Below are 13,537 nucleotides of genomic sequence, written 5' to 3' on the forward strand. Positions count from 1 at the left end.
ACCCTGTGTGAATAAAGGAAGCATCATTATGAACCCTAAAAACCATGACCCAATTCAGAACGACTTTGTTCCGCTTAACGAGACTGTAAAACAGGTGACAGAGCGTATTATTACTCGCTCACAATTGACCCGTCGCGCTTATCTGAAAAAAATTGAAGTTGCAAAAAGCCAAACAGTACATCGTGCTCAGTTGGCTTGCGGTAATTTAGCTCATGGTTTCGCTGCTTGTCAGGCTGATGATAAAAATCGCCTAAAAAATATGGTTCATAATGATATTGCCATTATCACTGCTTACAATGATATGTTGTCAGCGCATCAACCATATGAAAATTATCCTCAAAAAATTAAAAAAGCATTACATGCTGTTGGTGCCGTAGGGCAAGTTGCGGGCGGTGTTCCAGCTATGTGCGATGGTGTCACTCAGGGTCAAGACGGCATGGAGTTATCACTCCTTAGCCGTGATGTGATTGCAATGTCAGCGGCTGTTGGTTTATCCCATAATATGTTTGATGGTGCACTCTATTTAGGGATCTGCGATAAAATTGTTCCTGGACTGACGATGGCAGCACTCTCTTTTGGTCATCTTCCTGCTATTTTTGTTCCTGCAGGTCCAATGACGAGTGGTTTACCTAATAAAGAAAAAGTACGTATTCGCCAGCTTTATGCTGAAGGTAAAGTGGATCGTAACGCTTTGTTAGAAGCCGAAGCTGCATCTTACCATAGCATTGGTACCTGCACCTTTTACGGTACAGCGAACTCAAATCAGATGGTCATGGAAATGATGGGACTACATTTACCTGGCGCTTCTTTTGTCCATCCAGATACACCATTACGTGATGCATTGACTGAGGCGGCAGCTAGCCAAATAGTACGTCTTACTGAGAACTCCGGTAACTACCTCCCTATCGGTCAATTAGTTGACGAGAAGGTGATTGTAAATGGCATTATTGCTCTGTTAACAACAGGCGGATCCACTAACCTGACAATGCATTTAGTTGCGATGGCACGCGCGGCTGGCATTATCATTAATTGGGATGATTTTTCTGAACTTTCACAAGTCGTGCCACTGATTGCTCGCATTTATCCTAATGGACCTGCTGATATCAACCAGTTTCAAGCCGCAGGTGGTATTGCACTGATTATTCGTGAACTACTGAAAAAAGGCTTAATTCATCGTGATGTCAATACTGTTGCAGGATTTGGTATTGAACGTTATACCTTAGAACCTTGGCTAAATGAGGGTAAGCTCGATTGGCGTGAAGGTTCGACAAGCTCTTTAGATAAAGATGTCATCGCTGATATCAATACACCTTTTTCCTCACATGGTGGCACACAAGTAATGCAAGGTAATTTAGGTAGAGCTGTAATGAAAACCTCTGCTGTCCCTGATGAGAATAAAATTATCGAAGCACCTGCTGTTGTCTTTAATAGCCAACATGATATTGCCACTAAATTTGAAGCAGGTGAGTTAAATAAAGATTGTGTGGTGGTTGTACGTTATCAAGGGCCACAAGCCAACGGTATGCCAGAATTACATAAATTAATGCCGCCACTGGGGGTATTAATGGATAAAGGCTACAAAGTCGCATTAGTGACTGATGGTCGACTTTCAGGTGCATCAGGTAAAGTACCAGCTGCAATTCATGTCACGCCAGAAGCTATTAATGGTGGTTTATTATCCAAAGTACACGATGGCGATATCATTCGTGTTGATGGTAAAACCGGTGAGTTAACACTCCTTGTTGATGAACAAACACTCAATGCTCGCCAAGATAAAGTGCCTGATTTAAGTGCAAATGATATAGGCTGTGGCCGTGAACTGTTTGTGAATTTGCGTCGTCATTTATCCGGAGCTGAACAAGGTGCTTGTTGTATTGATTTTTAATACCAACAAGTTTTAATACCTAACGAGGAGCAGATTTAATTCATTTGCTCACCATTTTCTAATTAGGAAATACAAATGATGAATCATTGGAATACGAGTGCAGAGTCTGTACTAAAATCAGGGCCAGTTGTTCCTGTTATTGTTATTAATCATATTGATGAAGCGGTACCAGTTGCAAAAGCTTTAGTTGCAGGTGGCGTAAGGGTTTTAGAAGTCACATTACGTACAGATTGCGCTATTGACGCCATCCGCCGTATTGCAAAAGAAGTGCCAGAAGCCATTGTAGGTGCAGGAACTGTGATTAATCCGCAACAATTAGCACAAGTTACTGAGGCAGGCGCTCAATTTGCTATTAGCCCTGGATTAACAGATGCACTACTTAAAGCAGCTGTTGCGGGGAATATTCCTTTAATTCCAGGTATTTCAACGGTTTCTGAATTAATGCTAGGGATGAGTTACGGTTTAAATGAATTTAAATTTTTCCCAGCAGAAGCTAATGGGGGTGTTAAAGCATTAAAAGCGATTGCAGGACCATTCTCAAAAGTTCGCTTTTGCCCAACTGGAGGCATTTCACCAGATAATTATCGTAATTATCTTGCGCTAGAAAGCGTACTTTGTATTGGTGGCTCCTGGTTAGTCCCTAATGATGCGGTTAAAGCAGGTGATTTCCAGCGTATTACTGAATTAGCTAAAGAAGCCGTTGCTGGCGCTCAGCGCTAATTTTTGTAATAAAAAATATATTTAGCCCAATAAAGATAGGCATCCCCCATCCCCTTTATGCCTATCTTTGTTTAACCTTTTTTATCCTGACGGATCACAATAAACAAATCGCTTAGTTTGAGAATAAGCGTAAACATCTTCAATATACCCTTCTTTAATTCTTTGCTGTTGTTGTTGCCAATACTCTGGTGATAAAAGATCACGATGTTGAGCCTCAAAATAACAACAAACTTGCTTATCACTGCATAAAAAATAACGAAATTCTTCTGGGAAAACATCATTAAGTGCAACGCTATACCAGGGTTCACTGGCTAATTCATCTTCAGGATAACGAGCTGGCGGGATCGCCCGAAAATTCATATCTGTTATATAACTAATTTCATCATAATCATAGAAAATAACACGATGATGACGAGTTACACCAAAGTTTTTAAATAACATGTCACCGGGAAAAATATTCGCAGCGATAAGCTCTTTTAATGCTTGCCCGTAGTCTTCAACGACTGCTTTAAGTTGATTATCATCACACTGCGCCATATAGATATTAAGTGGCGTCATTCTTCGTTCCATATAAAGATGACGGATCAGTAATTTATCACCCAGATCTTCTAATTTATTGGGGATCTCTTGTTCCAAAATAACCATTAATTCAGGACTAATTCTTTTCTTATCGATCACGAAATTCTCAAACTCTTGAGTATCCGCCATTCGTCCAACACGATCGTGCTCTTTAACCAACTGGTAGCACTCTTTTACGCGCTCTGCTGTGATTGTTTTCTGTGGTGCGAACTTATCTTTGATGACTTTAAAAACGCGATCATACGTTGGTAACGTAAATACCAACATCACCATACCTTTTACTCCAGGTGCTTCGATAAATTGCTCCGATGAAAAATTCATAAAAGCAAGGTATTCCCGGTAGTATTCTGTTTTACCGTGTTTTTGGCATCCTATAGACATATAAAGCTCAGCGATAGATTTACCCGGTAATATATCTCTTAGCCATGCGACTAATGCCGCAGGAAATGGGGCATAAACCATAAAATAAGAACGGGCAAAACCAAAGACAATGCTGGCTTCATCTGCGGTTATCAAACAAGTATCAATCAACAATTGTTGTTCAATATTATGAATAGGTAATAAGAACGGAATATATTGATTATCAATCACAATTTTACCTATTAGCCAAGCAGCCTTATTACGATAAAATAGTTCATTTGCAATATGAAATACCGCATTGTGTAACTGCAAAGAAGAATATTGGGCATTAAGCACATTACAGATTGAAGTAATATCTCGTTGCTTATTTTGCCACGGCAATCGTAAAGGTAAACGTGATAGAATGTCATGCAACAATGTCGCCAAATCACTTTGAATAACAAACTGCTTTGATAACGGTCGAGGCGCTTGTGTAAAGCGATAAGCAGGTTGCGAGGAAAAAACAAAGAGGTTTTTTTTATTTAATTCACGATGATGAAATAGACGACAATAAACAGAATTAAAAAAGCTTTCTGCAATCTCAAATCGAGGATAATTGGGGAGTAATAATGTATAGTTTTCTTTTACTTTTTGTAAAAAAAAACTTTCTTTATCAATATCATGACGAATAGACCTAAGCTGTTCAACCACTAATCCAACATGATTATCATATAAACGGATGCGCTCTTTCATCGCTAGCTGAGCACCGTGCCAATCTGCTTGCTCAAAACGATATTGCGCTCCTGACGTTATCTCAAGGAAACGACCATATTGAGCATCAAAACCTTGTAAAATTGTTTGAGCAATCAAATCTTCCGGCGTCATTCACAACCTCACGAAAAAGAGGAGCATCCTGCTCCTGAATTATCACCACAAAAAGAGAGAACAATATTTTTAAACTTTAGAATTGCTGCTCTTCTGTTGAGCCCGTTAATGCCGTCACAGAAGACATACCACCTTGAATAATCGTCGTCACTTTATCAAAATAACCGGTCCCTACTTCTTGTTGATGTGATGAGAAGGTATAACCTTGATTAAGTGCAGCAAACTCTTTTTGTTGTACCTTCTCAACATAATGTTTCATACCTTCGCCCTTGGCATAATCATGTGCTAAATCAAACATGTTGAACCACATGCTATGAATCCCTGCTAAAGTAATAAATTGGAATTTGTATCCCATTGCCGAGAGCTCATCTTGGAAATGTGCAATCGTGCGATCATCAAGATTCTTTTTCCAATTAAAGGAAGGTGAACAGTTATAAGCCAGCATTTTTCCGGGATATTTATCGTGAATAGCTTCTGCAAATTTAGCCGCCATTTTCAAATCAGGGAGCGATGTTTCACACCACACCAGATCAGCATAAGGCGCATAAGCTAGACCTCGGCTGATAGCTTGATCGATACCTGCATGAGTACAGAAGAAGCCTTCAGGTGTACGTTCCCCTGTTAAGAACGAACTATCATAAGGATCGCAATCTGAAGTTAAGAGATCAGCAGCATCAGCATCTGTTCTTGCAACCAATAACGTTGGCACATCAGATACATCAGCAGCTAAACGTGCTGCAACCAGCTTTTGTACAGCCTCTTGGGTTGGAACTAATACTTTTCCCCCCATATGGCCACATTTTTTTACAGCAGCTAACTGATCTTCAAAGTGAACCCCCGCTGCCCCAGCTTCAATCATGGCTTTCATTAATTCAAAAGCATTTAATACTCCCCCAAAGCCAGCCTCCGCATCAGCCACAATAGGAAGAAAAAAATCAATATAGTCTTTATGTTGAGGGCCAATACCATTTGACCATTGAATTTGATCTGCACGTCTAAAGGTATTATTAATACGCTGAACAACATTAGGCACTGAATCAACAGGGTATAAAGATTGATCAGGATACATACTTGCCGCGGTGTTAGCATCTGCAGCAACTTGCCAGCCTGAAAGATAAACCGCTTCTAATCCTGCTTTTGCTTGTTGCAAGGCTTGCCCACCCGTTAAAGCACCGAGTGCATTAACATAACCTTTCTTCGATTTTCCATTTAATGATGACCAAAGCCTTTGAGCGCCACGTCGCGCTAAGGTATGTTCTGGGTTAACCGAACCTCTTAATTTAATGACATCTTCAGCGCTATAAGGACGAGTAATACCTTTCCAGCGAGGTTGTTCCCACTCTTTCTCTAATTGGGCGATTTGCTCTGATCTACTAATAGTCATAAAAACAGCTCCTATAAATACGGTAGTGATGATGTTTGCAGTTTATAAATACGTTTTGGCGTATCTTTTTTAATTTAAAAGTTGATAACCCGGTAAAGTCAGAAAATCGACTAATTCATCTTGGGTTGTAATGTTATCCATCAAAGAGGCAGCTTCTTTAAAACGCCCCTCTTCAAAACGTGTATCACCGACTTCTTGACGTATCACCTCAAGCTCTTCTTTCAGCATGTTACGAAAAAGATCTTTAGTCACGATTTGCCCATCAGACAGTGTTTTTTGATGGCGGATCCATTGCCAAATAGAGGTACGTGATATTTCTGCTGTTGCGGCATCTTCCATTAATCCATAGATAGGCACACAACCATTGCCAGAGATCCACGCTTCGATATATTGCACAGCAACACGGATATTAGCTCTCATCCCTTTTTCTGTGCGTTCACCAGTACAAGGCGCTAATAACATGTCAGCTGTTATTTTTTCATTACGTTGCACATCGAGTTGATTTGAACGAGATCCCAACACTGCATCAAAAGCCGCTAATACCGTTTCAGCTAGTCCCGGATGGGCAATCCAAGTACCATCATGGCCATTTGTTGCCTCAAGCTCTTTATCATCAAATACTTTTTTCAAAATGACACCATTTTGCTCTGGATCTCGACTTGGAATAAAAGCCGACATTCCTCCCATCGCAAAAGCACCACGCTTATGGCAAGTTTGAATAAGTAAACGAGAATAAGCACTTAAGAAAGGCTGAGTCATCGTGATCCCTTGTCTATCAGGTAATACACGATCAGGATAATTTTTTAATGTCTTGATATAACTGAAAATATAATCCCAACGACCACAGTTAAGCCCGACAATATGCTCTTTCATGTGAAAGAGAATTTCTTCCATTTGAAAAACAGCCGGTAAGGTTTCAATCAATACGGTAGCTTTAATCGTACCTATAGCTAAACCAAAACGTTTTTCTGTGAAATGAAAAACATCGCTCCACCATTTAGCCTCTTGCCAGGTTTGCAATTTAGGAATGTAAAAATACGGCCCACTTCCTTTTTCTAACAGTGCTTTATGGTTATGGTAAAAATACAATGCGAAATCAAATAACCCGCCAGCAATGGGTTTCCCCTGCCATAAGACATGCTTTTCAGGAAGATGTAACCCTCTAACTCTAGCGATCAATACTGCTGGTGATGCATTGAGTTGATAGCATTTACCCTGTTCATTCGTATAAGAAATGGTGCCTTTGACCGCATCGCGCAAATTGATTTGTCCATCAATCACTTTATCCCACGTAGGCGCTAAAGAGTCTTCAAAGTCTGCCATAAAGACTTTCACATTGGCATTTAATGCATTGATAACCATTTTGCGATCGACAGGTCCGGTTATTTCGACACGACGGTCTTGCAGATCTTTAGGTATTGGGTTTACTTTCCACTCTGAATTTATAATGGAACTCGATTCCGAAATAAAATCAGGGAGCATTCCGTTATCAACTTTATTTTTCCAATGATCCCTTTCTGCTAATAATGCATGCCTTCTCTCTGAAAAGTGACTTACCAAATCAGTTAAAAAACACTTAACATCATGATTTATTATTTCTTTTTCCTGTTCACCAAAAGATTGCGTAAAATTTAATTCTTCTATTATTAACGATTGTGACATTCGGCATTCCCCTAAAATCGTTTACACACCTGATTAAGATTAATGCAGTTTTCACAAAAATCAAAAATGAATTCCATTTTTATTTAAATAATTTTTAACAATGTGATTACAATGGTGTTTTTTTATTGTACAAAAATGAAATTTTCAAAAATAACTTGAGGCATCAAGAAGAGATCGACAATGAAAGGAAAAGAGGAATGTGAATACTTGATGATTTTAGCTATATAGCATTTCCTTATATGAATATTCTTCATACACAACATGAAAACCTCGACATTCAAAAAGTTATTAGATAGATTTAGGCTTCTAGATGTCTAGATGTTTCATGGAGGTTATTGAAATGCCAATTAGAGTACCGGATGAACTACCCGCAGTCAGTTGTTTACAAAAAGAGAATGTCTTTGTCATGACATCCAGTAGAGCGAGTATTCAAGATATTCGCCCTTTAAAAGTGCTTATCCTTAATTTAATGCCAAAGAAAATAGAAACAGAAAACCAATTTCTGCGGTTGCTTTCTAATAGCCCCCTTCAAATTGATATTCAATTATTACGTATTGACTCACGTATTCCTAAAAATACACCTGTAGAACATCTCGATACTTTCTATTGTGATTTTGACCAAATTAAAGAACAAAATTTTGATGGTCTTATTGTGACAGGGGCACCATTAGGATTAATTGAATTCGAAGATGTGGCTTATTGGACTGAAATAAAAGAAGTGATTACATGGGCTAAAGAACATGTCACCTCAACACTTTTTATTTGCTGGGCGGCACAAGCAGGATTAAATATTTTATATGGCTTGCCAAAATATACGCTAGAGCAAAAAATTTCAGGGGTATACAGTCATAATACTTGCTCTCCTCTTTCATTGTTAACTCGCGGATTTGATGAAACTTTTTTTGCTCCTCATTCTCGCTATGCTGGCTTTCCTATCGACTTTATTAAACATAATACTGATTTAGAAATCCTTGCAACTTCAGAAGAAGCCGGCGCTTATTTATTTGCATCAAAAGATAAAAGAGTCGTTTTTGCAACAGGGCATCCTGAGTACGATCCCAATACACTGGCAGATGAATATCATCGAGATGTTAAAGCAGGTTTAGATCCACAATTACCAGAAAATTATTTTCCTAATAATGACCCGAATAAAAAACCTATCGCTTCTTGGCGTAGTCATGGTCATTTATTGTTTGCAAACTGGTTAAACTACTATGTTTATCAGATAACACCTTTCGATCTTACGCAAATGAATCCAACATTAGAATAAAGAAAAACCCCAAAATCAATTTGGGGTTTTAAGATAACGGCTTGTCAAATTAAGGATTATTTATAACGGTGAGCCAATGCATTAGCAGCAATCATTGCATTATAAACGTCTTCTTCAGTAACCCTCATCGGCATATTGCCCATGGTATCACCTTCTGCACAAGCAATTTTCGCCACAGTACGCCATTCGCTTTCAATGAATTCTTTCATACCCATATCTTCAAGTGTCAGTGGTAATTCAGCCGCTTTAATAATACGGATCACTTCATCAATTTCTTCTTGTGGCGCATTTTCTAACACTAATTGTGTTAATAAACCAAAAACAACTTTTTCACCATGTTGAACGCGATGTAAAGACTCAACCGCAGACATACCATTGTTGACCGCATGAGCAGCGGCTAAACCGCCAGCTTCGGCACCAACACCACTAAGATAAATTGTTGCTTCAATAGTTTGTTCTAATGCTGGTGTAGTAATTTTATGGCGGATAGCATCCATTGCTTTATCAATGTTTTCACTTAACATTTCAAAGCATAATTGTGCTAAACCAAGGCCTGTACGTGATGGGCGTTGATTGACTAAGTTTAAACCGTCTGCTTGATAGCAAGCACGTGCTTCAAAGTAAGTCGCTAGAGCATCACCTACACCCGCTGAGAAAAAACGTTGTGGTGCAGAGGCAATAATCGCAGTGTCTGCAATAACAACATCAGGGTTTTGTGGTAAAAATAAATATTTATCAAACTCACCATTTTCTTTGTATAACACTGAAAGTGCCGTACAAGGTGCGTCAGTAGAGGCAATCGTAGGGAATAAAATAACAGGAATATGTTGATAGTAAGCAACCGCTTTAGACACGTCCAATGTCTTGCCACCCCCAATACCAATGATAACGTTCGCTTTATTCTCAATCGCAATTTTACCAAGGCGATGAACTTCAGCTTCAGTACATTCGTAATTAAATTTTTCAACCATTGCTTCAATCTTATTTTCTTTAAGAGAAGGAAGCGCTTCTTGGGTTACTTTTTCTAAGAAAAATTCATCACTAATAATAAAAGCATTATCACCAAAATCTTTAACGTATTTGCCAACAGAAGCAAGAAGTTGGCTACCAATAAAGAATTTTTTTGGGGAGGTTACAGAACGAGGTAATATAGACGGCATAACTAAATTCCTTTATTTTAGATTTTGCTATAAACAATAGCAGAATTAGTCTTTCATCTTACCTCTCATCAGAATATGAATCTAGTAAACTCTCTGATAGGTGTTATCTAATATATTGATATCGCCTGATTAAAATTCATAAAAAACATATGATTATTTTTAAATAATTTCAAAACAACCGGTTAATTAAACATTTATACCTATAATATAAGCATTGTTTTATAACTAAAATAACGTAATTTAGGATCATCAATGACACTTATACGAGAAAAACTGACGTTACCTGCAAATGCCAATAAACTCTTATTGCATTCTTGTTGTGCCCCTTGTTCTGGTGAAGTCATGGAATCATTACAAGCTTCAGGCATTGAATATACAATCTTTTTTTATAACCCCAATATTCACCCTCAAAAAGAGTACTTAATTCGTAAAGAGGAAAATATCCGTTTTGCTAAGAAACATAATATTCCTTTTGTCGATGCCGATTATGATACCGACAATTGGTTTGAAAGAGCTAAGGGAATGGAAAAAGAGCCTGAACGTGGTATCCGATGCACAATGTGTTTTGATATGCGTTTTGAAAGAACAGCTCTTTATGCCGCTGAAAATGGTTTTTCTGTTATTTCAAGTTCACTTGGGATCTCACGCTGGAAAGATATGAAACAAATAAATGATTGTGGCGAAAGAGCAGTAGCGCCTTATCCAAATATGGTTTATTGGAATTATAATTGGCGTAAAAAAGGGGGCTCAGCCAGGATGATAGAAATAAGTAAGCGAGAACAATTCTATCAACAAGAATATTGTGGGTGTATTTATTCATTAAGAGATACAAATAAACACCGTAAATCACAAGGTCGAGAACTTATTAAGATTGGTGTTCAATATTATACTGCTTAGATCTTTTTTCCTTTTATTCCAGGCATCACAAAAGTGATGCCATAAAAAGGACAACACAATAAATCGTTATTTGATATACAGTCATGTTATATTCACGTTATAACAACATATATTATTTTATTAAGGTGATTTCTTGTGGAAGACGCTGTCATTCTCGTAGATAAAAATGATAATGAGCTAGGAACAATGCCAAAACTTGAAGCTCATATTGTAGGCGCCTTACATCGAGCCTTTTCATTATTTATCTTTAATTCAAATCAGCATTTACTTATTCAACAACGTGCAATATCTAAATATCATTCTGGTGGTTTATGGGCAAATACATGTTGTAGCCACCCGCTTCCAAACGAATTACTGTCAGACGCTATTCATCGCCGTTTAGATGAAGAATTAGGCATGAAATGTGATATGCAATCTATCGGAACTATTCTGTATAACGAAAAAGTGACAGATGATCTGATAGAGCATGAATTTGATCATCTATTTCTGGGATTTAGTGATGAATTACCACATAGCAATCCCGATGAAGTGATGGATTATCGTTGGGTCGCTCTCGATTCTCTTTATCAAGATATTGAAGAGAATGCGAAAAATTACAGTGTTTGGTTTCGTTATATCTTAAACCGAATGGGAATTGAACAGTTTTCTCGTTGGAGCCAAGGCATTATTTAGCAATTATCTTATTAACGATCTAAATAAAATAAGCAACTTATGTTTTTGGTCTTTGTTTCTATCTAGTCACTATTAAATTCAATGAATTAGCGACTAATATATCTATTATAAAAACCTTAAACGCAAAAAAGCCAACCCAGTGGGTTGGCTTTCTCGTCTTATTTAATGCCTGGCAGTTCCCTACTCTCACATGGGGAGACCCCACACTACCATCGGCGCTACAACGTTTCACTTCTGAGTTCGGCATGGGATCAGGTGGGACCGCTGCGCTATGGCCACCAAGCAAATTCGGTTTTATTACCCGCTTCTTTCCTTTCGGTCAGTCGCCAGTAATATCAATCTTAAACAAGCCTACTTTATCTACTCTTCGTCTCTCAGACAAAACACCTTCGGTGTTGTCAGGTTAAGCCTCACGGTTCATTAGTACTGGTTAGCTCAACGTATCGCTACGCTTACACACCCAGCCTATCAACGTCTTAGTCTTAAACGTTCCTTTAGGTCACTCAAGGTGACAGGGAAGACTCATCTCGAGGCAAGTTTCCCGCTTAGATGCTTTCAGCGGTTATCTCTTCCGCACTTAGCTACCGGGCAATGCCATTGGCATGACAACCCGAACACCAGTGGTGCGTTCACTCCGGTCCTCTCGTACTAGGAGCAACCCCTCTCAATCTTCCAACGCCCACGGCAGATAGGGACCGAACTGTCTCACGACGTTCTAAACCCAGCTCGCGTACCACTTTAAATGGCGAACAGCCATACCCTTGGGACCTACTTCAGCCCCAGGATGTGATGAGCCGACATCGAGGTGCCAAACACCGCCGTCGATATGAACTCTTGGGCGGTATCAGCCTGTTATCCCCGGAGTACCTTTTATCCGTTGAGCGATGGCCCTTCCATTCAGAACCACCGGATCACTAAGACCTACTTTCGTACCTGCTCGAGCCGTCACTCTCACAGTCAAGCTGGCTTATGCCTTTGCACTAACCGCATGATGTCCGACCATGCTTAGCCAACCTTCGTGCTCCTCCGTTACTCTTTAGGAGGAGACCGCCCCAGTCAAACTACCCACCAGACACGGTCCCCGATCCAGATTATGGACCTAGGTTAGAACATCAAACGTTAAAGGGTGGTATTTCAAGGTTGACTCCATGCAGACTGGCGTCCACACTTCATAGTCTCCCACCTATCCTACACATCAAGGCTCAATGTTCAGTGTCAAGCTATAGTAAAGGTTCACGGGGTCTTTCCGTCTTGCCGCGGGTACACTGCATCTTCACAGCGAGTTCAATTTCACTGAGTCTCGGGTGGAGACAGCCTGGCCATCATTACGCCATTCGTGCAGGTCGGAACTTACCCGACAAGGAATTTCGCTACCTTAGGACCGTTATAGTTACGGCCGCCGTTTACTGGGGCTTCGATCAAGAGCTTCTCCCTAAGGATAACCCCATCAATTAACCTTCCAGCACCGGGCAGGCGTCACACCGTATACGTCCACTTTCGTGTTTGCACAGTGCTGTGTTTTTAATAAACAGTTGCAGCCAGCTGGTATCTTCGACTGGCTTCGGCTCCGTCCGCAAGGGACTTCACTTACCGCCAGCGTGCCTTCTCCCGAAGTTACGGCACCATTTTGCCTAGTTCCTTCACCCGAGTTCTCTCAAGCGCCTGAGTATTCTCTACCTGACCACCTGTGTCGGTTTGGGGTACGATTGTTGGTAACCTGAAGCTTAGAGGCTTTTCCTGGAAGCAGGGCATCAATTGCTTCACCACCTTAGTGGCTCGTCATCACACCTCAGCATTAAGTGACCGGATTTGCCTAATCACTCTGCCTACATGCTTGAACCGGGACGACCGTCGCCCGGACAACCTAGCCTTCTCCGTTCCCCCATCGCAGTTACCACCAGTACGGGAATATTAACCCGTTTCCCATCGACTACGCTTTTCAGCCTCGCCTTAGGGGTCGACTCACCCTGCCCCGATTAACGTTGGACAGGAACCCTTGGTCTTCCGGCGTGCGGGTTTTTCACCCGCATTATCGTTACTTATGTCAGCATTCGCACTTCTGATACCTCCAGCATACCTCACAG

Annotated in this window: 9 protein-coding genes and 2 rRNA genes; 5 read left to right on the plus strand and 6 right to left on the minus strand. The window is 40.0% G+C overall.

Annotated elements, in window-relative coordinates; genetic code table 11:
* The first annotated feature begins 28 nt into the window (after positions 1–28).
* Positions 29–1,885 carry a phosphogluconate dehydratase gene (edd, locus tag GWJ05_RS04305; RefSeq protein ID WP_052038440.1) on the plus strand — a complete coding sequence of 619 codons (1,857 nt, stop codon included), beginning with the start codon at positions 29–31 and terminating at the stop codon, positions 1,883–1,885.
* Between the two features lie 78 nt (positions 1,886–1,963).
* A complete protein-coding gene (locus tag GWJ05_RS04310; protein ID WP_036938828.1) occupies positions 1,964–2,605 on the plus strand; it encodes a bifunctional 4-hydroxy-2-oxoglutarate aldolase/2-dehydro-3-deoxy-phosphogluconate aldolase in 642 nt (213 codons plus the stop codon).
* Between the two features lie 81 nt (positions 2,606–2,686).
* Here GWJ05_RS04310 and aceK read toward each other — a convergent pair whose 3' ends face one another.
* From aceK to aceB, 3 genes are all read right to left on the minus strand, one after another.
* Positions 2,687–4,408, minus strand: a complete 1,722-nt coding sequence (aceK, locus tag GWJ05_RS04315; RefSeq protein ID WP_036934601.1) for a bifunctional isocitrate dehydrogenase kinase/phosphatase — start codon at positions 4,406–4,408, stop codon at positions 2,687–2,689.
* 76 nt (positions 4,409–4,484) lie between these two features.
* Complete coding sequence (gene aceA / locus GWJ05_RS04320) at positions 4,485–5,792, minus strand: isocitrate lyase (protein WP_036934605.1); 1,308 nt, start codon at positions 5,790–5,792, stop codon at positions 4,485–4,487.
* 69 nt (positions 5,793–5,861) lie between these two features.
* The gene (gene aceB, locus GWJ05_RS04325; protein WP_036934607.1) at positions 5,862–7,454 is read right to left on the minus strand and encodes a malate synthase A; all 1,593 of its coding nucleotides are present in this window, start codon (positions 7,452–7,454) and stop codon (positions 5,862–5,864) included.
* Positions 7,455–7,794: 340 nt separating this feature from the next.
* Here aceB and metA point away from each other — a divergent pair, with 340 nt between their 5' ends.
* The gene (gene metA / locus GWJ05_RS04330; protein ID WP_036934608.1) at positions 7,795–8,724 is read left to right on the plus strand and encodes a homoserine O-acetyltransferase MetA; all 930 of its coding nucleotides are present in this window, start codon (positions 7,795–7,797) and stop codon (positions 8,722–8,724) included.
* Between the two features lie 56 nt (positions 8,725–8,780).
* Here metA and GWJ05_RS04335 read toward each other — a convergent pair whose 3' ends face one another.
* On the minus strand, positions 8,781–9,884 hold the full coding sequence (locus GWJ05_RS04335; protein ID WP_036934610.1) for a glycerol dehydrogenase: 1,104 nt from the start codon (positions 9,882–9,884) through the stop codon (positions 8,781–8,783).
* A 252-nt stretch (positions 9,885–10,136) separates the two neighbouring features.
* On the opposite strand from GWJ05_RS04335, the gene GWJ05_RS04340 reads away from it, so the two are divergent.
* Positions 10,137–10,781, plus strand: coding sequence for an epoxyqueuosine reductase QueH (locus tag GWJ05_RS04340; protein WP_036934612.1), 645 nt, complete (start codon positions 10,137–10,139; stop codon positions 10,779–10,781).
* A gap of 135 nt (positions 10,782–10,916) precedes the next feature.
* The gene (idi, locus tag GWJ05_RS04345; RefSeq protein ID WP_036934617.1) at positions 10,917–11,453 is read left to right on the plus strand and encodes an isopentenyl-diphosphate Delta-isomerase; all 537 of its coding nucleotides are present in this window, start codon (positions 10,917–10,919) and stop codon (positions 11,451–11,453) included.
* Positions 11,454–11,620: 167 nt separating this feature from the next.
* Here the strand turns inward: idi and rrf are convergent.
* Positions 11,621–11,736, minus strand: a 5S ribosomal RNA gene (rrf, locus tag GWJ05_RS04350).
* 116 nt (positions 11,737–11,852) lie between these two features.
* Positions 11,853–13,537, minus strand: a 23S ribosomal RNA gene (locus tag GWJ05_RS04355); the annotation flags it as partial.

Source organism: Proteus sp. G2626, from assembly GCF_009915985.1.
Lineage (GTDB): Bacteria > Pseudomonadota > Gammaproteobacteria > Enterobacterales > Enterobacteriaceae > Proteus > Proteus vulgaris.